Below are 21,072 nucleotides of genomic sequence, written 5' to 3'. Positions count from 1 at the left end.
GATGCACCTGACCCTTGAAGGCAAGACCATCAGCCCCGAGGCCAAATCCCTGCTGATTGCCGAAATCAGCGCCAACCACGACCGCGACCTGGACCAGGCGCTGGCGCTGGTCGATATCGCCGCAGACGCCGGGTGGGATTGCCTGAAGCTGCAAACCTACGACGCCGACAGCCTGACGATTCCGTCGCGCCATGCCTCGATGCGCACCGATCCCGTCTGGGGCCACGACAACCTGTACGAACTGTACCAGACAGCCGGAATGCCGATGGAGTTTCACCGCCCCCTGTTCGACAGGGCGCGCGAACGCGGATTGCTGCCCTTCACCTCGATCTACGATCCCCGCGATCTGGAGTTCATCGAGAACCTGGGCTGTGCCGTCTACAAGATCGCCAGCTTCGAGATGACCTTCGATGACCTGCTCAGCGCCGTGGCCGCAACCGGCAAGCCGGTGATCCTGTCCACCGGCATGGCCACGATGGACGAGGTGGGCCATGCGCTCGACGTGCTCGACAAGGGAAATTCCGGGCCTGTCGTGCTGCTGCATTGCTGTTCCAGCTATCCGGCGCCCTTGGACCAGGTGAACCTGCGCGCGATGACGGCCATGGGCGATGCCTTTGGGCGCATGGTCGGCTTTTCCGATCACACCATCGGCGCCCGCGCGCCCCTGGCCGCCGCCGCCATGGGGGCCGTGGCCATCGAAAAGCACTTTACCAACGACCCCACCCGCAAGGGGCCGGATCACCGGTTCTCGGCCACCCCCGACGTGATGGCCGAAATTGCCACCGGCGTGGCCGAAATTCACGCCGCCCGCGGCAGCGGGTTGAAGCAGACCACCGAGGCCGAACAGGTCAGCAAGGCGATCGGCCGCCGCTCGGCCTTTGCGCTGCGCGATCTGCCGGCGGGTCATGTCATCGCCGATGGCGATTTCCGTTTCGTGCGCCCCGGTGCCGGCATACCCGCCAACCGCCCCGACCTGGTGCGCAGTGCCACCCTGGCGCGGGCGGTCAAGGGCGGTGATCCGATCACGTCAGACGACATCGCATGACGCGCATCGCGATCATGCAGCCAACCTTCCTGCCGTGGCTGGGATATTTCGCGCTGATCGACCGGGTTGACCGGTTCCTGTTTCTGGACGACGTGCAGTTCTCGCGCCAAAGCTGGCAAAGCCGCAATCGCCTGAAGGGCCCCGAGGGGGCCGTCATCCTGCCCCTCGCCGTGGCCCGCAAACCCTCGCGCCCGCTGATCCGAGACGCGCGGCTGGCCGAGACGGGATTCGAAGGCAAGCTGATCGCGACGGCCGAAAACCTCCTGGCGAAAACGCCCCACGGCGATCTTGCCCTGTCCATTCTGCGCCAGGGGTTCGACCGGGCCAGGGGCAGCCTGGCCGCCCTGAACATCGCGATCATCGAGTCGATCTGCACGGCAACCGGCATCGACACGCCGCGCCAGACCACCGGTTCGCTGGGCGTCGGGTCGGGCGAAAAGACCGACCGCCTGATCCGCCTCTGCCAGCATTGCGGCGCAGGGGGCTATCTTTCGCCCATCGGTTCGGCCGCCTATCTTGAAGGCGACGACAGTTTCGATCAGGCGGGCATCGACCTCGCGTTCCTCAACTATACGCATCCGGTCTATCCGCAGCGCTTTTCACCTTTCCTCAGCCACCTGTCGGCACTTGACGCCCTGGCCCATGTGGGGCCTGACGCCTTCCTGCCGCTGGTGCGGTCCGGCGTCGGCCCCGATCTGACCCTGACCGACCTGAAGGACATCCATGCCCCAACATGACATCATCATCGCCGGAGGCGGTTTCGCAGGCATCTACGCAGCCTGGCGTCTGGCGCGCGACGGCGCGAAGGTTGCCCTGGTTGAAGCCGCGCCGCAGATCGGCGGCAACCTCAACGCCCGTCAGTGGAACGGCTACTGGCTGGATAACGGCACCCACAATTTCGACATGCGCACCGCGCTGGGGCGGGCGTTCTTTCCCGACATCCTGGGCGACGACATGCTGGTCTTCGAGGATCAGCAATGGGCCACGACGAACGATTCAACCTGGGTTCCGGGTTTCGAACTGCCCTCCTTCGACGACGACACGGCCTTCTGCGACATCGCGCTGGCAGAACTGGAGCGGTTGCGCCACGCCCCACCCCGGCCAGCGGCCACCTCGTTCGCGCAACACTATCGCGACCGGTTCGGCGATGCGCTGGCACAGCGGGTTCTGCCGATGATGTCCAAGTATATCGGCAGCGACCCTGAAAGTTTTTCGCACGATGCCAAAGGCTTGCTTGGCATGTTCTCGCGCGTGCGGCTGGGGTCGGACGACAGGATGATCGCGCTCAAATCCTCCGATGCCTTCTGGGACGACCGGCTGGGCGTGTCGCTTGGCTGTGGCGATGCGCGGTACATCGGGCGCAACGTGAACAAGCGTTACGCCTTTCCGGCGCGCAAGGGGCTCAGCGGGTTCTGCGAGGCGGCCGCGCGGCGCCTGGGCGAACTCGGCGTCGATCTTTACCTGGGCGAACCGGTCGGTGACCTGCGCGACGCGGGCGATCATATCGAGGTTTCGACCAGCAACCACACCCTGACAGGCAAGCACCTGTTCTGGTCGATGCCCGACACCATCCTTGCCCGGGTTCTGAACCTGGATGTCGACCTGATGAAGGCAGCGGTCCCGGTGGGTACGGCCTTCTTCGCCTTCGAAGTCGAGGCGGACGATATCCTCGGGCCCGATTACCTGCACGATTACTCGGCCCACCGGCTGCCCTTCCGCTACAACAAGGCAGGCGTCTACAGCGACCAGACAAAGCCCGATGGCAAGACCTATGTCACCTGCGAGGTGCCGGGCCATCCGGCCACGCTAAAGTCGGTTTTGTCCGAGGATAACGTCGAAAAGGCCTGGGAATCGATGCTTGATGTTGGATTTTTGAAAGAAGGGGCCATACGCCATGACGCGACGCAATGGTCGCACCCCGTGGCTTTCACCCTGCCCAAGGTCGGCTGGCGCACCGCCCACGACCGCGCCCAAGAGATGATCGCAGAGGTCAGCGACCGGATTTCAGGCATCGCCTTCGGCTATCGCGGGCGGCTGTCCTTCATGACCTACCACGATACAGTTCTGAAAGAACGCTTTGACAGGGCCATCGCATGAGCAAGGATCTGATCGAACATTACCGCAGCCTTCTGCAAACCCACGGCCCCGGCGCCAAGGCGGTGCAATGGGCCGATGCCGAAACCCAGACAGCGCGCTTTTCGGTGCTTTCACAGATCGCCGATCCGCTGGGCTCGGTTCTCGACGTGGGGTGCGGGCTGGGGCAGATGTGTTTCGACCTGCGCGCACGGGGCTGGGGCGGTCGCTATCACGGCGTCGACATCGTGCCCGACTTCGTCGACCTGGCCAACAAGGCGCTGGAACACGATCCCCTGGCCGATGTATCGCTGGCCGCCGACAGGTTGCCCGAGGGGTTCGACTATGCGCTTCTGTCCGGTGTCTTCAACAATGCGCAGGACGACAACTGGGGCTTTGCCACCGACATGTTGCGCCGGATGTGGGAGGTGTCCACCGTGGGCATCGGGTTCAACGCCATGACATCGCATGTCGACTATTTCGACCCCGGTTTATGGTATGTCGACCCCTTGAAAATGTTCGATTTCTGCAAGCGAGAGCTTGGCGGCCATCCGGTCTTGCGACACGATTATGCCCTGCGTCCCGGCGGATTTCCGTTTGAGTTCGCGATCTACGTCTACAAGTCGCCCCGCCCCGCCAGCGCCTGAAACATCAGCTCGGCCCGGGTCCAGTCCTCGGGGGTGTCGATATCCTGCACCCGCCAGCGCGGCAGGTGGATCGGCAGGGTATCGGCGCCGAAGGGCGGCACATCGCCCCGCCAGGCGGCACTGCGCCCCCAATAGAACTGACCGGCATCGTGATAGGCCTCTTCCAGGTCCTGACTGCGGGTCGTGTATTGATCGGGGTCGAACATGGCCAGCCGCCCGTTCACCACCCGCACCGCGCGCTGGATCGGAAAGCCGAAGCTGGCCACGGGTATGGCATATTGCGCCTGCGCCAACAGACCGGCTCCGGCGCGCAGGTCATCGGCCCGCACGAAAGGCGCGGTGGCATAGAGACAGCACAGCGCATCGGGCACGGCGCCCTGCGCCTCGCACCAATCCAGCGCATGCTTGATGACGGCAACGGTCGTTGCGTGATCGTCGGCCAGGGCGGCGGGGCGGCGAAAGGGCACCTCGGCCCCATGGGCGCGGGCGGTCTCGGCAATGGCATCGTCATCGGTCGACACGATGATGCGGTCGAAACATCCTGCCTTTTCAGCGGCTTCGATCGACCAGGCGATCATCGGCTTGCCCGCGAAGGGGCGGATGTTCTTGCCCGGAATCCGTTTCGATCCGCCCCGCGCCGGGATCAGGCAAAGGCTCATGCCAGCGCCTGTTTCAGCGTGGCGACGACGCTGTCCTGGTCCGCCTCGCTAAGCCCCGCGTAAAGCGGGATCGAGATCGCGCGGGAGTAATACGCCTCGGCCAGGGGAAAATCGCCGGGGGCGAAGCCATGCCCCTGCCAATAGGGCTGCGTATGCACCGGGATATAGTGGACATTCGCCAGGATCCCCGCACCGCGCAAATGGTCAAAGACGGCCTTGCGCCGGTCCGGTGCAACGCGGATCACGTAAAGATGGAACGCCGAAAGCGTATCCTTCTGCCGCCCGGGCCGTTGCAGCGGCAGATCGGACAGCAGGGCATCATAACGGTCGGCCAGCGCATTGCGCCGCGCGACGAAATCGGCCAGCCGCGTCATCTGTGCCACCCCCAGCGCCGCCTGAAGCTCGGTCATCCGATAGTTCAGGCCAAGCTCGATCTGCTGATAGTACCAGTCGCCGTCGGGCGCATGGGTCATCAGCGCCGGATCGCGGGTCACCCCGTGGCTGCGCAACCGCTCCATCCGCGCGGCCAGCCCCGGGTCGTTGGTGGTGGCCGCGCCACCCTCGGCGGTGGTGACGATCTTGACGGGGTGGAAGCTGAACACGCAGATGTCGGAATGTTCGCAGGCCCCCACCGGGTTCGCCCCCTGCCGCCCGCCGATGGCATGGCTGGCATCCTCGATCACGCGGAATCCATAGCGTTTGGCCAGCGCCCCGATGGCCGCCATGTCGCAGGACTGGCCGCACATGTGGACGGGCATCACCACCTTGGGCAATTGGCCAAGGTCGCGCGCTGCCTCAAGCTTGGCCTCAAGGGCCTTGGGACACATGTTGAAGGTCTCGGGGTCGATATCGACGAAATCAACCTTCGCGCCGCACAGGTGCCCGACATTCGCACTGGCCACAAAGGTGTTGGGCGAGGTCCAGAGCAGATCGCCCGCCCCAAGGCCCAGCGCCAGGCAGGCGATATGCAAGGCCGAGGTGGCCGAGTTCACGGCCACCGCATGCCCCGCCCCCGTGGCCGCGCAAAGCGATGCCTCGAACAGCGGCACCTGCGGCCCCTGGGTCAGGAAATCCGACCCCAGGACATCGACCACGGCCTGCACGTCGGCCTCGGAGATATCCTGCCGACCATAGGGGATCATGCCTTCCCTGCCATGGCCAGGAACGCCTCGTGGCTCAGCCAGTCGTCGTTGCTGCCCGAATCATAGACAAAGCCCTGCTCCACCGGCGTTCCGGTTTCCCCCAGCCGGTTCTCGGCATAGTCCGAGTTGAAGGCGAAGGTGATGGTCGGCTTGATGACGTAGTGGTCGTGAAACTCCAGCGTCAGGTGGCTGTCGTCGGCGGGGCACATCACCTCGTGCAGCTTTTCGCCCGGGCGGATGCCGACGATCTTCTGCGGCAGGTCCGGCGCCATGGCCGCGGCCAGTTCCGTCATCTTCATCGACGGGATCTTGGGCACGAAGATCTCGCCCCCCTGCATCCGGCGGAAATTGGTCAGCACGAACTGAACCCCCTGGTCCAGCGTGATCATGAAGCGCGTCATGTCGGCATGGGTGATCGGCAGTTCCCTGGCCCCCGCCTCGATCAGCCCGCGGAAGAAGGGCACAACCGACCCGCGCGATCCTACCACGTTGCCATAGCGCACGGCGGCAAAGCGGGTGCGGCGCGACCCGGCCATGTTGTTGGCCGCAACGAACAGCTTGTCACTCGCCAGCTTGGTGGCACCGTAAAGGTTGACCGGGTTCGCCGCCTTGTCGGTGGACAGCGCGATCACCCTGTCCACCTCGTTGTAAAGTGCGGCCTCGATCACGTTCTGCGCGCCGTGGATGTTGGTCTTCACCGCCTCGAAGGGGTTGTATTCAGCCGCGGGCACCTGTTTCAGGGCGGCGGCGTGGATCACGAAATCCACCCCGTCCATGGCCTCTTTCAGGCGCGGCGCATCGCGCACATCACCGATGAAATACCGCATCTGCGGCGCGTCATAGGTCTGCGCCATCTCGAACTGCTTCAGCTCGTCGCGGGAAAAGATGATCACCTTGTTGGGGGTATAGTCCCGCAGGATGTGTTCGACGTATTTCTTGCCGAAACTGCCGGTGCCGCCGGTGATCAGGATGTTCTTGCCGTTGAACATTATGCGCTCTCTTGTCAGTGTCGCCCGCAGGAATAGGGCCTTGCGCCCCGTATTGCCATGACAAACCGAAGGCAGGCAGAATGTTCAACCGATCCGAACTGGAAGCGGCGGCCCGCCAGGTGCACCGCCACATGTCCCCCACCCCGCAATACGCCTGGCCGCAACTCGCCGCCCGGCTGGGCTGCGAGGTCGTGGTCAAGCACGAGAACCACACCCCCACCGGTGCGTTCAAGCTGCGCGGCGCGCTGACCTTCATCGACTGGCTGACGCGCAGCCAACCCGATTGCCCCGGCATCGTCACCGCGACGCGCGGCAATCATGGCCAGGGCCAGGCGATGGCGGCCAGGGCCGCGGGAATGCGGGCGCTGGTCTATGTGCCGCATGGCAACTCGGTGGAAAAGAACGCGGCGATGCGGGCCTTCGGCGCCGAACTGGTGGAATTCGGCGAGGATTTCGATACCGCAAGGCACGAGGCCCTGCGCGTCGGCCAGGCCCAGGGCCTGCACGTGGTGCCCGCCTTCCATCGCGAGCTGGTGCGCGGTGTCGCCACCTATGCCTACGAACTGTTCACCGCCCGCCCCGATCTCGATACCGTCTATGTCCCCATCGGCTGCGGCTCGGGCATCTGCGGCACGATCATCGCCCGCGATGCCCTGGGCCTTTCCACGAAGATCGTCGGCGTGGTCAGCGAAAACGCCCAGACCGCGAAGCTCTCGGCCGAATCCGGCCGCCTGGTCGAAACCGACAGCGCCCGCACCTTCGCCGATGGCATGGCGGTGCGGGTGCCGGTGCAAGAGGCGCTCGACATCTACGCCACCGGCGCCGAACGGATCATCACCGTCAGCGACGATGAAATCGCCGCCGCCATCCGCACCTATTTCACCGACATCCACAACCTCGCCGAAGGCGCCGGCGCCGCGCCCCTGGCCGGCCTGATGCAGGAACAACAAGGGATGCAGGGTCGCAAGGTCGGCGTCATCCTCTGCGGCGGCAACATCGACACCGCCTGGATGCGCCAGGTCCTCGACGGGCAAACCCCGACCCCCTGATCATCTTTGGTCCGGCAAATATCCTCGGGGGGAGTCGCCCCTGGCGACGGGGGGCAGAAAGCCCCCCTGACCCGCCCGCCGCAGGCGCACCGCCCCTCACTCCCAGGCCCGCGCCCGCGCCTCCAGGGCCGCCAGCCGCGCGCGAAGATGCGCGCGCAGGGGCCCGGGCCGCGGCGCATCCGCCAGAGTGGTGAACCAATGCGCGGGCGGCGCCTTGCCGTCGCGATGCCCGGGCCAGGCCAGACCGCGCAGCACCGCCTCTGCTGCGGCGGGCAGGCGCCCGGGCACTTCGCGGCCGCTCAACGCCGCCCAGACCCGCGCCCAGCATCGCCCGACCGACCAGGGGTTGTACCCGCCTCCGCCCAGCACCAACAGCCGCGGCGCCATTGCGCGCACCGCCTGCACCACGGCCACATGGGCATTGTTGCTCAGCGCCAGCCGCGACAGCGGATCTTCCAGCAGCGCATCCGCCCCGCATTGCAGCACGATCGCCCCGGGGCCGAATTCCGCCAGCCGGGGCAGGATCAGCCGTTCCAGAACCGCCGCCATCTCGGTATCGTTGAACCCGCGTTCCACCGGCAGGTTCCACACCTGCCCGGCCCCACGATCCTCCAGCAACCCGGTGAAGGGCCAGCGCCTTTCCTCGTGGACCGAGATCATGAGGACATCGGGATCATCGGCAAATCCATGCTCCACCCCGTCGGGATGATGCGCATCGATATCGACATAGGCGATCCGCTCCACTCCGGCGGCCCGCAACGACAGGATCGCGAAGGCCGGGTCGTTGAGATAGCAGAACCCGTTGGCCCGGTCCGGCATCCCGTGGTGGGTGCCACCCCCGGGGCTGTGGATGACGCCCCCGTCGCGCAACAGCTGCCCCGCCATGATCGATCCGCCCGCCGCGGTTGCCGGGCGGCGGAACATCTCGGCAAAGATCGGGTTCGAGGGCGTGGCGATGTTGAAGCGGCGCAGTTCGGCCGCCGTGACGGGCGCGCCGGCCTCGGCCCTCTGCAAGACCTCCAGGTAGGCCGGATCGTGCCAGGCGGCCAGGGTGTGCGGGCGCGCCCGCGGGCTGGTCAGGTATTGCCCCGGCGCGAACCAGCCCAGGGCGCGCGCCAGGTCGATCACCGTCGAAACCCGCGCCACCCGCAAAGGGTGATGCGCCCCATAGCTTGACCCGCGATAGATCTCGGCGCCGATGAACCGCACCCGCCCATCAGGCAGGGGCCCGGGCTGGCCGGCAGGGAACAAGGCGTCACGCATGAGCGAGAGTTAGACGGCCCTGCGCCCCCGTCAATCCCCCACAGATCGCCCTGCCACGCCGTTTGCAATGAAAAACCAACGTGCTATCAGTTTCGCGGATGCAGAACGGTGCCCCCCCCTGAGCGGGAACCGACAGGCGGTGCGACAGGTGCGAATGGCAAAGGCAGAGACGCAGAGGCTCGATCTTGACCCGACGCGCAAACGCGACGTGCGCTCGCAGTTCGGCGCCCTCTGCTGGCGGCGCCGCGACAGCCAGGTCCAGGTGCTGCTGGTCACCACCCGACGCACCAAACGCTGGGTGATCCCCAAGGGCTGGCCCATGGGCGGCCAAAGCCCCTCGGGCGCCGCCGCCATCGAAGCCTACGAGGAAGCCGGCGTCGAAGGCGCCGTCAGCGACGTTTGCCTCGGCATCTACACCTACACCAAGGAATTCGACGGCGACGATCTGCCCTGCGTCGTGGCCGTCTTTCCCCTGAAGGTCAGCCGCAAGCTGCGCAACTGGCCCGAGGCGAAGGAACGCAAGCGCCAGTGGTTCAGCCTGAAAAAGGCCGCCGCAAAGGTGCAGGAACCCGAGCTGCGCCAGATCCTGCGCCGGTTCGATCCGAAGGCGGCGGGATAGACCGCGCAGGGGATTGACCGGCGCGCCCGAAGTCTTAGGTAAAGCCCATACGACAGGACACCAGATGATCCGCTTTTCCCTGGCTTGCGCCAACAGACATGACTTCGACAGCTGGTTCGCCTCCGGCGCGGCCTTCGACACCCTGCGCGCCCGCAAGATGATCTCCTGCCCCACCTGCGGCGATACCGAGATCTCGAAATCGCTGATGGCGCCCCGGGTCAACAGCGGCGCCACCCGCACCGATCCCCCGGCGCCCTCGCCCTCCCTCGCCGCTTTGCCCGACGATCCGGCCGCCGCCGCCATGGCAAAGCTGCGCAGGATGATCGAAACCAACGCCGATGACGTGGGCTCCAGCTTCGTGTCCGAGGCACGGGCCATCCACGACGGGCTGAAACCGGCCCGCTCGATCTATGGCCAGGCCCGCCCGGACGAAGCGCGCAAGCTGGTCGAAGACGGCATTCCCGTGGCCCCCCTGCCCTTCATCCCGACGCGCAAGACCAACTGAAAGGCCACCCGATGGACATTCTCGTCACCGGTGCCAACCGTGGCATCGGCGCCGCCCTCCTGCAGGGCTTCCGCGATGCCGGGCACAGCGCCCGGGGCACCGGGCGGCGCGATCCCGCCCTGCTGACGCTTGACGTGACCGATCCGGCCAGCGTCACCGCGCTGGCCGACAGCCTCGCCGATGCCCCGCTCGATTTGCTGGTCTGCAATGCCGGCGTCTATCTCGACAAGGGGCATGATCTTGCCACCGGCTATGCCCCCGATCTCTGGGCCGAAACCTTCGCCACCAACGTGACGGGCGCCTTCCTCACCATCCAGGCCCTGCTGCCCAACCTGCGCGCCGCGCGCGGCAAGATCGCCATCATCTCCAGCCAGATGGCCAGCGACACCCTGGCGCCGGGCGGCTCCTACATCTACCGTGCCTCCAAGGCGGCGGTGCTGAACCTCGGGCGCAACCTTGCCACCGACCTGCGCAAGGACGGCATCGCCCTGGGCATCTATCATCCCGGCTGGGTGCAGACGGACATGGGCGGCGCGCGCGCCGATCTCACCGCCAAGACCGCCGCCGACGGCCTGCGCGCGCGCTTCGATGCGCTCACCCTGGCCACCACCGGCTGTTTCGAAACCTGGGACGGTCGCGCCCACCCGTTCTGATCCATCTTTGGTCCCGAAATATCCTCGGGGGGAGTCGGCAAAGCCGACGGGGGGCAGACAGCCCCCCTTCCCGCCCGCCGCAGGCGCAACGACGGGCGGGCATGCGGCGCGAAGCCGCCCTTGCCTCCCCCCCCGCGACCCCGTAAAAGCCGCGCGATCGCGTTGCAAAGCAGAGCCGCCCACATGACACGACTGGTAATGAAATTCGGCGGCACCTCCGTCGCCACGCTCGACCGGATCAAGCGCGCCGCCAAGAGGGTCGGCCGCGAGGTTGCGAACGGACACGAGGTGATCGTCATCGTCTCGGCCATGTCGGGCAAGACCAACGAACTTGTGGGCTGGGTCAACGAAACCTCGCCCTTCTACGATGCCCGCGAATACGACGCAGTGGTCAGCAGCGGCGAGAACGTGACCGCCGGACTGATGGCGCTGACCCTTCAGGAAATGGACATCCCGGCGCGCAGCTGGCAGGGCTGGCAGGTGCCGCTGATCACCAACGGCGCCCATGGCGCCGCCCGGATCGAGGAAATCCCCACCGCCAACATGGATGCCAAGTTCGCCGAGGGCATGAAGGTGGCCGTGGTCGCCGGTTTCCAGGGGATCAGCCCGGAAGGCCGCATCACCACCCTGGGCCGGGGCGGCAGCGATACCACCGCCGTCGCCTTTGCCGCCGCGCATGGTGCGGTGCGCTGCGACATCTACACCGATGTCGATGGCGTCTACACCACCGACCCGCGCGTCAGTTCCAACGCCCGCAAGCTTGACCGTATCGCCTTCGAGGAAATGCTGGAGCTGGCCAGCCTTGGCGCCAAGGTGCTTCAGACCCGCAGTGTCGAACTGGCCATGCGGTTCAAGGTGAAACTGCGCGTGCTCAGCAGCTTTGACGAATACGATGAAACCGCAGGAACGCTTGTCTGCGACGAGGAGGAAATCATGGAATCCAAGGCCGTGGCCGGTGTCGCCTTTTCGCGCGACGAGGCAAAGATGACCCTGATCAGCGTGGCCGACAAGCCCGGCATCGCCGCCGCCATCTTCGGCCCCCTGGCCGAGGCGGGGGTGAACGTGGACATGATCGTCCAGAACATTTCCGAGGAAGGTCGCACCGACATGACCTTCTCCTGCCCGGTCGATCAGGTGAAGCGCGCCGAGAAGGCGATGGAGGGTGCCCGCGCCTCGGGCGCCATCGAATATTCCGAACTGGTGGCCGATACCAATGTCGCCAAGGTTTCGGTCGTCGGGATCGGCATGCGCAGCCACGCCGGCGTGGCCGCCCGGATGTTCCAGTCGCTGCGCGACGAAGGCATCAACATCAAGGTCATCACCACTTCGGAAATCAAGATTTCGGTGCTGATCGACCGCAAGTACATGGAACTGGCGGTGCAGGCCCTGCACGATTGCTTCGAGCTGGAAAAGGCCTGATCGCCACTGGCGCGGGCCGGGATTTCATCGCACTATCGGCGGGCCGTTCCCTGCAACCAGCCCGGAGTCCCGCCGATGAACCGCATTCTTGCCGCCTCGCTTGCCGCGATGGCCTGCGCCCCCGCAGCCCACGCGCAGGGCTTCGATGTCACCGTCCTGGGCGCCACCGGCGGCATCCAGGATGGCAACCTCTCGGCCTTCATGATCGCGCCCCACGGCGATCCGCGCGCCGTCACCTGTGACGCGGGCGCCCTTGTCGCCGGCCTGATCGCCGCCGAGTCGCAGGGCAGCCTCGATGCCATCACCCCGCCCGAAGGGTCGGACTATACCCGCATCGGATATGCACTGACCGAGGTGATCAAGGGCTACATGATCAGCCACGCGCATCTCGATCATATCGCCGGGATGATCGCCGCCTCGCCCGACGATTCCAGCAAGCCGATCTATGGCCTGGCCTCGGTGCAGGAAGACATCCGCGATACCTATTTCAACTGGCAGGCATGGCCCAACTTCGGCACCTCGGGCGTCGAACCGCACCTCGGAAAATACCCGGCCACCACCCTTGCCCCCGCCGAAAAAACCGCTGTCGAGAATACGGCGATGCAGGTCACGGCCTTCCCCCTGTCGCACAGCGGCGTGGAATCCACCGCCTTTCTTCTGGAAAGCGGCGATGATGCCCTGCTTTGCCTCGGCGATACCGGCCCCGACAGCGTGAACGGCTCGGGCGCGCTCATGGCCCTGTGGCAGGCCGTTGCGCCGCTGGCCGAAAGCGGCGCGCTGAAGGGTGTCATCATCGAAAGCTCCTACACCTCGGACCGGCCCGACAACCTGCTGTTCGGCCATCTGACCCCCCGCCTTGTCCACGAGGAACTGGGCCAGCTTGCCAGCCTCGCCAAAGAAGGCAGCCTGAAGGATCTGCCGGTGATCATCAGTCATGTAAAATACTCGCTGAAGAAGGGCATCGCACCGCAAGAGCAGGTGCTTGACGAGCTGCAGCAGATGGACACCCTGGGCCTGCGCTTCATCATGCCCGAACAGGGCGCACTGCATCACCTCGGGGGGGAATGACCGTGACGGCAAGAACCATCCTCATCACCGGCGGATCACGCGGGATCGGCCGGGCGACCGCGCTTCTGGCCGGTCAGGCCGGCTGGAACGTGGCGGTCAACTATCGCACCGACAACACGGCGGCCCGGCAGACGGCGGATGAGATCGAAGGCCTGGGCGCCAGGGCGATCACGGTTCAGGGTGACGTGACCGACTCGGGCGCGGTGGATGCGATGTTCGATGCCACGTTGCAGGCCTTCGGCACCCTCGACGCCGTAGTCGTCAATGCCGGCATCGTCGCCCCCGCCAGCCCCCTGGCCGAAATGAGCGATGAACGCCTGCGCCGGGTGGTGGAAACCAATATCCTCGGCGCCTTCTACTGCGCCCGGGCCGCCGCCCGCCACCTGCCCCGGCCCATGGACCGGCCCTCGGGGGCGCTGGTGCTGCTGTCCTCGGCGGCGGCACGGTTGGGTTCGCCGAACGAATACGTCGATTACGCCGCCTCCAAGGGGGCCATCGACACCCTGACCCTGGGCCTGTCCAAGGAATTGGCGGCCCAGAACGTGCGCGTCAACGCCGTGCGCCCCGGCATCATCGACACCGACATCCACGCCAGCGGCGGCGAACCCGACCGCATCAACCGCATTGCCCCCCTTGTTCCGCTGCAGCGCGCGGGCACCGCCATGGAAACGGCCGAGGCGGTGTTCTGGCTGTGCACCGATGCGGCCAGCTATGTCACCGGTGCCCATCTGGACGTGGCCGGCGGCCGTTAGACGCAGGCCTCTGCAAACGCGGCGGGCGCAAAATCCGTTTCGCTCGGCCCCGGGTTGTGATCTAACCGGCACGGGGCCGCGCAAATGCCCCGGACATCCTGGAACAGACCGCCCCTATGCCAGACCGCACAGAAACCGAAAGCCGCAAACTCCTCGGCCGCCTGCGCGAGGCGCTGGCCCAGGACAGCGCCGGTCAGGCACGGCTTGACAGGATCACCGCCCTGACGGCCGGCTCGATGGAAACCGAGGTCTGCTCGATCTACCTGTTCCGCGATTCCGAAACGCTGGAACTTTGCGCCACCGAGGGGCTGCGCAAGGACGCCGTGCACCAGACCCGCATGCGCCTTGGCGAAGGCCTGGTCGGGCGCGTGGCCAAGACGGCCCGCCCGATCAACAGTGCCAATGCCCCGCAGGAACGCGGCTTCCGCTTCATGCCCGAGACCGGCGAAGAGATCTATTCCTCGTTCCTGGGCGTACCGATCCAGCGGCTGGGCGAACGGCTGGGCGTGCTGGTGGTGCAAAGCAAGGACGCCCGCAGCTATTCCGAGGACGAGGTCTATGCCCTTGAGGTCGTCGCCATGGTCCTGGCCGAAATGACCGAACTGGGCGCCTTCGTGGGCGAGGGTGCGGCGCTGTCGGCCCGCCACCAGAACCCGGTGATGTTTCGCGGCACCGTGGGCCAGGAGGGCACGGCCGACGGCCATGTCTACCTGCACGAACCCCGCGTCGTGGTCACCAACCCCATCGCCGACGATCCGGTGCGCGAAGCCGAACGCCTGACCGCCGCCATCGACCAGTTGCGCCAGTCGGTCGACGACATGCTGGGGCGAAATCAGATCATCGACAAGGACAGCCGCCAGGTTCTGGAAACCTACCGGATGTTCGCCAATTCGCGCAGCTGGATGCGCCGCATGCAGGAAGACATAGCGCGCGGCCTCTCGGCCGAGGCGGCGGTGGAAAAGGAACAGTCCAGCGCCCGCGCCCGCCTGCGCTCGGTGCCCGATCTCTACATGCGCGAACGGCTGCACGATCTGGATGACCTGTCCAACCGCCTGCTGCGCATCCTCACCGGTCAGGGCGGCGAAACCGGCGCCGAAATGCCCGACCGCCCGATCCTGATCGCGCGCAACATCGGCCCCGGCGACCTTCTGGAATACGGGCGCAAGCTGCGCGGCGTGGTGCTGGAACAGGGCTCGGTCGGCAGCCATGCCGCCATCGTCGCCCGCGCGCTGGCGATCCCGCTGGTCATCCACGCCGAACGCATCACCGCCGAGGCGCTGAACGGCGACCGCATCCTGGTCGATGGCGACCAGGGCATCGTGCACCTGCGCCCCGAAGACAATGTCGCCAATGCCTTCCGCGACAAGATCGCCATGCAGGCCAGCGCACAGGAACGCTATGCCTCGATCCGCGACCAGCCGGCGACGACGAAATGCGGCGAAACCATCAAGCTGATGATGAACGCCGGGCTGATGGCCGACCTGCCCAGCCTCGAAGGCTCGGGCGCCGAGGGCGTGGGCCTCTTCCGCACCGAGCTTCAGTTCCTGATCCGCAGCCATGTCCCACGTCGCGGCGAACTGGCCGCGCTATACGGGCGGGTGCTGGACGCGGCCAAGGGCCGGCCGGTGATCTTCCGCACCCTCGACATCGGGTCCGACAAGGTGCTGCCCTACATGAAACCACAGGATGACGAACCGAACCCTGCCCTGGGTTGGCGCGCCATCCGGGTGGGGCTGGACAAGCCGGGGGTGATGCGGATGCAGCTGCAGGCGCTGATCCGCGCCTGCGCGGGTCGGCCCCTGTCCCTGATGTTTCCCTTCGTCGCCCAGTTCGACGAATTCCGCGAGGCCCGTCAGCACGCCCTGAACGAGCTTGAGCGTGAACGCAAGCTGGGCCATGTCCTGCCCTCCGACGTGAAGATCGGCGCCATGCTGGAAACCCCGTCGCTGGCTTTTGCCCCGCGCCAGTTCTTCGAGATGGCCGATTTCATCTCGATCGGCGGCAACGACCTGAAACAGTTCTTCTTCGCCGCCGACCGCGAAAACGAAAGGGTGCGGCGGCGCTATGACACGCTGAACGTGTCCTTCCTGTCGATGATCGAACATATCGTCGGGCGCTGCGCCGAAACCGGCACGCCCGTGTCATTCTGTGGCGAAGACGCCGGCCGCCCGATCGAGGCGATGTGCTTTGCCGCCATGGGCCTGCGCACCCTGTCGATGCGCCCCGCCTCCATCGGGCCGGTCAAGCACCTGCTGCGCCGGGTCGACCTGAACGGCGCCAAGGCGGTGATCGACGCCGCCCGCACCACGGGCGATCAATCGGTCCGCCCCGCCGTGATGGAGTGGCTGCGCAGCCAGAACTAGGCGCACGCGTCCCTTTCATCTTTGGTCTTCAAATATCCCCGCCGGAGGCTCCCGCACCGGCGGGGCGCGCCACCGCTGGCGGAAGGGGCGCCGCCTCAGCGCAGGGTCTTGGGCGGGCTGACCATCAGGCGGAATTCGCGAAGCAGGGTTTCCACATCCACGCTGCCGTCCCGCGCCAGGGCGCGCAGCCCGAAATAGACCCGGGCCATTTCCTGGTAATAGCTGGTGAAGGCATAGTTCGTGGCCGCCCCCGCCACGGCACCGATCACCGGAACGGTCTGCGCGGCCAGCTTCTGGCCCAGCACCGTTGCAAGGCGCGGCGCGATCCGCGCGATCAACCCATGCACCGCCGCGCCCGTCAGGGTGATCCGCGCACTCAGGAATGCCACGTCGGTGCCGTCGTCGCGCGCCAGCGGCCCGGCGGCGGCAAAGACCTGCAGGCACTGCATCCGCACCTTTTCATCGGCGGGGTCGAACCCCTCGTCGGCGGCAATCCCCTGGATCGCGCGCAACAGCACCGTGGTGGTCACGGGCAGTTCGGCCAGCGCCGTGGGCAGGCCCCCCGCCCCGCCGGCGGCCCCCATGGCCGTCGTCACGACAGTGTTCAGCCAATCGGCCCGGTCGCGCACCGACAGGCGCGACCGGCTGGCGGCATCGAAGGCCACCTCCAACGCGCGGCGCGTCGCCCCATCCAGCCCCTGGCGCACCGGCATGGGCAGCTTGCTCAGCAGCCCCTCGGCCTGGCCACCCACCATCGACAGCACCTGCATGCCGATGCCATCGGCGTTGCGGAACCGGCGCGCCAGCTTTTCCAGCGCGGCGCGGGTCTCGTCGTCTAGGACGGCGGTGTCGGGCGGGTTTTTCAGATCGTTCTTGTCCATGTCCATCACATGGGCAGCGGCACGAGGTTTGGCAAGTCAGGCGTGATCGGCCTTTTCGACAGGCCCGGCAATTCCCCGCCAGGCCCCGGGTTGCAGCTCCAGCCCCAGAACCCGCGCCGGGTTTGTGGGCGGGGGCATGCGCACTTCGTCAAGACGGCGAAAGCCGAAGCGCCGGTAATAGGGTTCGTCCCCCACCAGCATCACCCGCGCCCAGCCAAGGGTGGTGGCCAAAGACAGGCTTTCCATCATCAACAGCGCGCCCAGCCCTTCGCCATGGCGCGTCGGGTGCACCGCCACCGGCCCCAGCAACAGGGCCGCGACACCGGCAATGCGCACCGGCCAATAGCGGATCACCGCCGCCACGCCCCCGGTTTCATCGCGCGCCACAAGGCACAGGTCGCGCACCGGTGCCACACCATCGCGAAAACGGTAGGACGACAGCGCCTCGCGCCCCGGCGCAAAGCAAAGATCGTACAGCGCCTCGACCTCCCACCAGTCTTCTGGCGTTTCTTCCTCAAGCCGGATCAACCGCACCGCCCCCTCTTCGCACTGGCAACGCCCCTAGCACGGCGCTACCACTGGTTCAAACCACATCGCCGGAAGGGAATTCATGTTCTATCGTCCAGCCGACGGCCACGGCCTGCCGCACAATCCGTTCAACGCCATCGTCACGCCCCGTCCCATCGGCTGGATCAGCACCCGGGGGGCGAACGGCCAGGACAACCTCGCGCCCTATTCCTTTTTCAACGCGGTGGCCTATGAACCGCCGCAGGTGATGTTCGCCAGCACCTCGGCCAAGCCCGACAGGGGCGACACCAAGGATTCGGTGGCCAATATCCGCGAGACAGGAGTCTTCTGCGTGAACGTGGTGGAACATGCCATGCGCGACGTGATGAACCTGTCCTCGGGCCCATGGGACAAGGACGTGGACGAATTCGAAAAGGCCGGGATCGCGCGCGCCGAATGCGACACCATCGCCTGCTCCCGGGTGGTAAAGGCGCCCGCCAACCTGGAATGCCGCCTGACGCAGATCCTGCAACTGCCCGGTGCATCGAATTTCGTGGTCTTCGGAGAGGTGGTGGGCATTCACCTGCGCGATGATTGCCTGCGCGACGGTCATTTCGATGTGACCACCTTCCAGCCGCTGGCGCGGCTGGGGTATCGCGACTATGCCCGCGTGGACGAGCTTTTCAGCCTGAAGCGCCCGGGCGACTGAGGCCGCCCGGCCGCGCCCGGTTCAGTGCCCGGCGCCCAGCTGGCCGGTGCGCACGCCGTAGTCGGTGGCGATCTCGTAATCGGGGTCGTCGTCGCTGTCGATCACCAGCTGGCCCGCCTTGGTCAGAAGGTAGTGGCAATCGCGGCTGAGGTGGCGCAGTTGCAGCCGCTTGCCCGCCTCTTCATACTTCGCCGCCATGGCCTCGATCGCGGTCAGCGCCGACTGGTCGGCCACCCGGCTGTCGGCGAAATCGACGATCACGATCTGAGGGTCGCTCTCGGGGTCGAAAAGCTCGGTAAAGCCGTCGGTCGAACCGAAGAACAGCGGACCCTGCACCTGGTAGACCTTCGACCCTTCGGGGGTGACATAGGTCTTGGCATGGATGCGCTTGGCATTCTGCCAGGAATAGGCCAGCGCCGAAACGATCACCCCGACGACAACCGCCGTGGCAAGATCGGTCCAGACGGTGACGACGGTGACAAGGACGATGACGATGGCATCGGTCAGCGGCACCTTGCGCAGGATCTTCAGCGACGACCAGGCAAAGGTGCCGATCACCACCATGAACATCACGCCCACCAGCGCGGCCAGGGGAATGATCTCGATCACCGGGCTGGCCACAACGATGAAGGCCAGCAGGAACAGCGCCGCCGCCGCGCCGGCAATGCGCGTGCGCCCGCCCGATTTCACGTTGATCATCGACTGACCGATCATCGCACAGCCACCCATGCCGCCGAAAAAGCCGGTCACGGTATTGGCCACGCCCTGCGCCACGCATTCCTGGCTGGCGCCGCCCCGCTTGCCGGTGATCTCGCCCACCAGGTTCAAGGTCAGAAGGCTTTCGATCAGGCCGATGGCCGCAAGGATCAGGGCATAGGGCAGAATGATCGTCAGTGTCTCGAGGTTGAGCGGCACCATGGGAACGTGAAAGCTGGGCAGACCGCCCTCGATGCTGGCCAGATCGCCAACGCGCGGCACATCGATGCCAAGGGCGATGACGATGATCGCCACGATCCCGATGCCCGCAAGGGGCGCGGGAATGGCATTGGTGATCTTGGGCATCACCCAGATGATCAACATGGTCAGCGCCACAAGCGCCAGCATCATCACCAGGGGAAGGCCGGACATCCATTCGCCCCCCGACATGCCATGGCCCGACACCTCGGCCGTGCCGGGCACCTTGAACTGGGTCAGCTGGGCCAGGAAAATGACGATGGCCAGCCCGTTTACAAAGCCCAGCATCACCGGATGCGGCACAAGGCGAATGAACTTGCCCCAGCGCATGACGCCGCAGAAGACCTGGATCAGCCCCATCAGAACCACGGTCGCGAAGAGGTATTCCACGCCATGCTGGGCCACCAGCGACACCATGACCACCGCCAGCGCGCCGGTCGCCCCCGAGATCATGCCCGGCCGCCCGCCGATCAGCGCGGTGATGAGGCCGACGATGAAGGCCGCGTAAAGGCCGACAAGGGGGTGCACACCGGCGACAAAGGCAAAGGCCACGGCCTCGGGCACCAGGGCCAGCGCGACGGTCAGCCCCGAGAGGACCTCGATCTTCAACCGCCCCGGGGTCAGATCGACCGAGCGTTCGTTGCGTTCGAATGCCTGCCCTACGGCTGCCAAAAGTCTTCTTGCCACGGAAATATCCCTGCCTGATGTTCAAGATTGTCTGATGTGCTGGCTGCCCTTATCAAGGCTGGCCGGAAATGGCACGGAGTTTTTTATAACATTTCATTCCGGCGCCCCGCGGAAGGCCGCAAGGCAGCCACCCAGGGCCGCGATCCGTGGTTTTCAAAGGCCCGGCGCCGCGTTAAACCCATGCTGCACAGGCAAACAGGGAACGGCACCCATGGCGAAGACAATGTTGGGGTTCATCGGCGGCTCCGGGCTTTACGATATCGACGGGCTGGCAGAGGCCCGATGGGTGGATGTCGCCTCTCCCTGGGGCGCTCCGTCAGACCAGATCCTGACCGGCACGCTGGACGGGGTTTCGGTGGCCTTCCTGCCCCGCCACGGGCGCGGCCACGTGCATTCGCCCAGCACGGTGCCCTACCGGGCCAATATCGACGCGCTGAAACGCATCGGCGCCACCGACGTGATCTCGATCTCGGCCTGCGGGTCGTTCCGCGAAGAGATGGCGCCGGGCGATTTCGTGATCGTGGACCAGTTCATCGACCGCACCTTCGCACGGGACAAATCCTTCTTCGGCACCGGCTGTGTCGCCCACGTCAGCGTGGCGCATCCCACCTGTCCGCGCCTGGGCGCCGCCTGCCTGGAAGCGGCCCGCGCCCAGGGCATCACGGTGCATGACGGCGGCACCTACCTCGCGATGGAAGGGCCGCAATTCTCGTCGGTGGCGGAATCCAAGATGTACCGCCAATGGGGCTGCGACGTGATCGGCATGACCAATATGCCCGAGGCGAAACTCGCCCGCGAGGCGGAACTCTGCTATGCTTCCGTCGCCATGATCACCGACTATGACAGTTGGCACCCCGATCACGGGGCCGTCGAGATCACCGAGATCATCAAGACCCTGAACGGCAACGCGGCGAACGCCCGCGCCCTCGTCGGTCGGTTGCCCTCCCTCCTCGGCGCGACCCGCGCGCCCTGTGTGCATGGCTGCGACCGGGCGCTGGAATATGCGATCATGACCGCACCCGACAAACGCGATCCGGCCCTGTTGGAGAAACTCGACGCCGTTGCGGGCCGCGTGCTCGCCTGAACAT

The 21,072-nt window shown here is 66.2% G+C and carries 21 protein-coding genes; 14 read left to right on the top strand and 7 right to left on the bottom strand.

All coding sequences use genetic code 11. The features are described from left to right. Window position 1: 1 nt before the first annotated feature. From H7828_RS15490 to H7828_RS15475, 4 genes are read left to right on the top strand one after another with little or no spacing between them, the layout of a single operon-like run. Window positions 2-1,045 (top strand): N-acetylneuraminate synthase family protein, encoded by a 1,044-nt coding sequence (locus H7828_RS15490; protein WP_226781959.1) that lies wholly within the window; start codon window positions 2-4, stop codon window positions 1,043-1,045. Next, complete coding sequence (locus H7828_RS15485; RefSeq protein ID WP_226781958.1) at window positions 1,042-1,782, top strand: WbqC family protein; 741 nt, start codon at window positions 1,042-1,044, stop codon at window positions 1,780-1,782. The genes H7828_RS15490 and H7828_RS15485 overlap by 4 nt, the downstream gene beginning before the upstream one ends. Beyond that, on the top strand, window positions 1,769-3,142 hold the full coding sequence (locus H7828_RS15480; RefSeq protein ID WP_226781957.1) for a protoporphyrinogen/coproporphyrinogen oxidase: 1,374 nt from the start codon (window positions 1,769-1,771) through the stop codon (window positions 3,140-3,142). The genes H7828_RS15485 and H7828_RS15480 overlap by 14 nt, the downstream gene beginning before the upstream one ends. Continuing rightward, window positions 3,139-3,765 (top strand): class I SAM-dependent methyltransferase, encoded by a 627-nt coding sequence (locus H7828_RS15475; RefSeq protein WP_226781956.1) that lies wholly within the window; start codon window positions 3,139-3,141, stop codon window positions 3,763-3,765. Before H7828_RS15480 ends, H7828_RS15475 begins: the two co-directional genes overlap by 4 nt. On the opposite strand, the gene pseF is transcribed toward H7828_RS15475, so the two are convergent. Genes pseF through pseB form a run of 3 tightly spaced genes read right to left on the bottom strand, consistent with a single transcriptional unit; the run spans window position 3,735 to window position 6,555 of the window. Next, complete coding sequence (pseF, locus tag H7828_RS15470) at window positions 3,735-4,424, bottom strand: pseudaminic acid cytidylyltransferase (protein WP_226781955.1); 690 nt, start codon at window positions 4,422-4,424, stop codon at window positions 3,735-3,737. The two genes, H7828_RS15475 and pseF, sit on opposite strands and share 31 nt — an antisense overlap. After that, the gene (gene pseC / locus H7828_RS15465) at window positions 4,421-5,566 is read right to left on the bottom strand and encodes a UDP-4-amino-4,6-dideoxy-N-acetyl-beta-L-altrosamine transaminase (RefSeq protein ID WP_226781954.1); all 1,146 of its coding nucleotides are present in this window, start codon (window positions 5,564-5,566) and stop codon (window positions 4,421-4,423) included. Before pseC ends, pseF begins: the two co-directional genes overlap by 4 nt. After that, a complete protein-coding gene (gene pseB, locus H7828_RS15460; protein ID WP_226781953.1) occupies window positions 5,563-6,555 on the bottom strand; it encodes a UDP-N-acetylglucosamine 4,6-dehydratase (inverting) in 993 nt (330 codons plus the stop codon). The genes pseC and pseB overlap by 4 nt, the downstream gene beginning before the upstream one ends. Window positions 6,556-6,635: 80 nt before the next feature. Here pseB and H7828_RS15455 point away from each other — a divergent pair, with 80 nt between their 5' ends. Continuing rightward, window positions 6,636-7,604: a threonine dehydratase gene (locus H7828_RS15455; RefSeq protein WP_226781952.1), complete on the top strand. Its 969-nt coding sequence runs from the start codon at window positions 6,636-6,638 to the stop codon at window positions 7,602-7,604. A gap of 96 nt (window positions 7,605-7,700) precedes the next feature. Here the strand turns inward: H7828_RS15455 and H7828_RS15450 are convergent, their stop codons facing one another. Further along, a complete protein-coding gene (locus H7828_RS15450) occupies window positions 7,701-8,867 on the bottom strand; it encodes an acetoin utilization protein AcuC (RefSeq protein ID WP_425354952.1) in 1,167 nt (388 codons plus the stop codon). A 154-nt stretch (window positions 8,868-9,021) separates the two neighbouring features. Between H7828_RS15450 and H7828_RS15445 the strand changes: the two genes are divergently transcribed. The 7 genes from H7828_RS15445 (at window position 9,022) to ptsP (ending at window position 16,246) form a co-directional block, all read left to right on the top strand. Beyond that, entirely contained in the window at window positions 9,022-9,486 is a 465-nt protein-coding gene (locus H7828_RS15445) for an NUDIX hydrolase (protein WP_226781950.1), read from the top strand. A gap of 64 nt (window positions 9,487-9,550) precedes the next feature. Then, complete coding sequence (locus tag H7828_RS15440) at window positions 9,551-9,991, top strand: DUF1178 family protein (RefSeq protein WP_226781949.1); 441 nt, start codon at window positions 9,551-9,553, stop codon at window positions 9,989-9,991. A gap of 11 nt (window positions 9,992-10,002) precedes the next feature. Next, a complete protein-coding gene (locus H7828_RS15435; protein ID WP_226781948.1) occupies window positions 10,003-10,644 on the top strand; it encodes an SDR family NAD(P)-dependent oxidoreductase in 642 nt (213 codons plus the stop codon). Window positions 10,645-10,827: 183 nt separating this feature from the next. Next, window positions 10,828-12,063 carry an aspartate kinase gene (locus tag H7828_RS15430; protein WP_226781947.1) on the top strand — a complete coding sequence of 412 codons (1,236 nt, stop codon included), beginning with the start codon at window positions 10,828-10,830 and terminating at the stop codon, window positions 12,061-12,063. A 75-nt stretch (window positions 12,064-12,138) separates the two neighbouring features. Then, window positions 12,139-13,131, top strand: a complete 993-nt coding sequence (locus H7828_RS15425) for an MBL fold metallo-hydrolase (RefSeq protein WP_226781946.1) — start codon at window positions 12,139-12,141, stop codon at window positions 13,129-13,131. Between the two features lie 2 nt (window positions 13,132-13,133). Further along, window positions 13,134-13,883, top strand: coding sequence for an SDR family oxidoreductase (locus tag H7828_RS15420; RefSeq protein WP_226781945.1), 750 nt, complete (start codon window positions 13,134-13,136; stop codon window positions 13,881-13,883). A 116-nt stretch (window positions 13,884-13,999) separates the two neighbouring features. Further along, on the top strand, window positions 14,000-16,246 hold the full coding sequence (ptsP, locus tag H7828_RS15415; RefSeq protein WP_226781944.1) for a phosphoenolpyruvate--protein phosphotransferase: 2,247 nt from the start codon (window positions 14,000-14,002) through the stop codon (window positions 16,244-16,246). A gap of 95 nt (window positions 16,247-16,341) precedes the next feature. Here the strand turns inward: ptsP and H7828_RS15410 are convergent, their stop codons facing one another. Then, the gene (locus H7828_RS15410) at window positions 16,342-17,127 is read right to left on the bottom strand and encodes an EcsC family protein (RefSeq protein ID WP_226781943.1); all 786 of its coding nucleotides are present in this window, start codon (window positions 17,125-17,127) and stop codon (window positions 16,342-16,344) included. A 36-nt stretch (window positions 17,128-17,163) separates the two neighbouring features. After that, window positions 17,164-17,655, bottom strand: coding sequence for a GNAT family N-acetyltransferase (locus H7828_RS15405; protein WP_226781972.1), 492 nt, complete (start codon window positions 17,653-17,655; stop codon window positions 17,164-17,166). An 82-nt stretch (window positions 17,656-17,737) separates the two neighbouring features. Here H7828_RS15405 and H7828_RS15400 point away from each other — a divergent pair, with 82 nt between their 5' ends. Beyond that, a complete protein-coding gene (locus H7828_RS15400) occupies window positions 17,738-18,343 on the top strand; it encodes a flavin reductase family protein (RefSeq protein WP_226781942.1) in 606 nt (201 codons plus the stop codon). Between the two features lie 21 nt (window positions 18,344-18,364). Here H7828_RS15400 and H7828_RS15395 read toward each other — a convergent pair whose 3' ends face one another. Beyond that, on the bottom strand, window positions 18,365-19,984 hold the full coding sequence (locus H7828_RS15395; protein WP_425354951.1) for a SulP family inorganic anion transporter: 1,620 nt from the start codon (window positions 19,982-19,984) through the stop codon (window positions 18,365-18,367). Window positions 19,985-20,195: 211 nt separating this feature from the next. On the opposite strand from H7828_RS15395, the gene H7828_RS15390 reads away from it, so the two are divergent. After that, window positions 20,196-21,068: an S-methyl-5'-thioadenosine phosphorylase gene (locus H7828_RS15390; protein WP_226781941.1), complete on the top strand. Its 873-nt coding sequence runs from the start codon at window positions 20,196-20,198 to the stop codon at window positions 21,066-21,068. The last annotated feature ends 4 nt before the right edge of the window (window positions 21,069-21,072 follow it).

It is taken from the genome of Oceaniglobus trochenteri, from assembly GCF_020529025.1.
GTDB classification, from domain to species: domain Bacteria; phylum Pseudomonadota; class Alphaproteobacteria; order Rhodobacterales; family Rhodobacteraceae; genus Oceaniglobus; species Oceaniglobus trochenteri.
This window is presented reverse-complemented; position numbering and strand designations above follow the sequence as displayed.

Bases quoted from the DNA above. Each gene is read 5' to 3' on its own strand.
- H7828_RS15490 (WP_226781959.1), top strand. From the start codon at position 2: ATGCACCTGACCCTTGAAGGCAAGACCATCAGCCCCGAGGCCAAATCC.
- H7828_RS15485 (WP_226781958.1), top strand. From the start codon at position 1,042: ATGACGCGCATCGCGATCATGCAGCCAACCTTCCTGCCGTGGCTGGGA.
- H7828_RS15480 (WP_226781957.1), top strand. From the start codon at position 1,769: ATGCCCCAACATGACATCATCATCGCCGGAGGCGGTTTCGCAGGCATC.
- H7828_RS15475 (WP_226781956.1), top strand. From the start codon at position 3,139: ATGAGCAAGGATCTGATCGAACATTACCGCAGCCTTCTGCAAACCCAC.
- pseF (WP_226781955.1), bottom strand. From the start codon at position 4,424: ATGAGCCTTTGCCTGATCCCGGCGCGGGGCGGATCGAAACGGATTCCG.
- pseC (WP_226781954.1), bottom strand. From the start codon at position 5,566: ATGATCCCCTATGGTCGGCAGGATATCTCCGAGGCCGACGTGCAGGCC.
- pseB (WP_226781953.1), bottom strand. From the start codon at position 6,555: ATGTTCAACGGCAAGAACATCCTGATCACCGGCGGCACCGGCAGTTTC.
- H7828_RS15455 (WP_226781952.1), top strand. From the start codon at position 6,636: ATGTTCAACCGATCCGAACTGGAAGCGGCGGCCCGCCAGGTGCACCGC.
- H7828_RS15450 (WP_425354952.1), bottom strand. From the start codon at position 8,867: ATGCGTGACGCCTTGTTCCCTGCCGGCCAGCCCGGGCCCCTGCCTGAT.
- H7828_RS15445 (WP_226781950.1), top strand. From the start codon at position 9,022: ATGGCAAAGGCAGAGACGCAGAGGCTCGATCTTGACCCGACGCGCAAA.
- H7828_RS15440 (WP_226781949.1), top strand. From the start codon at position 9,551: ATGATCCGCTTTTCCCTGGCTTGCGCCAACAGACATGACTTCGACAGC.
- H7828_RS15435 (WP_226781948.1), top strand. From the start codon at position 10,003: ATGGACATTCTCGTCACCGGTGCCAACCGTGGCATCGGCGCCGCCCTC.
- H7828_RS15430 (WP_226781947.1), top strand. From the start codon at position 10,828: ATGACACGACTGGTAATGAAATTCGGCGGCACCTCCGTCGCCACGCTC.
- H7828_RS15425 (WP_226781946.1), top strand. From the start codon at position 12,139: ATGAACCGCATTCTTGCCGCCTCGCTTGCCGCGATGGCCTGCGCCCCC.
- ptsP (WP_226781944.1), top strand. From the start codon at position 14,000: ATGCCAGACCGCACAGAAACCGAAAGCCGCAAACTCCTCGGCCGCCTG.
- H7828_RS15410 (WP_226781943.1), bottom strand. From the start codon at position 17,127: ATGGACAAGAACGATCTGAAAAACCCGCCCGACACCGCCGTCCTAGAC.
- H7828_RS15400 (WP_226781942.1), top strand. From the start codon at position 17,738: ATGTTCTATCGTCCAGCCGACGGCCACGGCCTGCCGCACAATCCGTTC.
- H7828_RS15390 (WP_226781941.1), top strand. From the start codon at position 20,196: ATGGCGAAGACAATGTTGGGGTTCATCGGCGGCTCCGGGCTTTACGAT.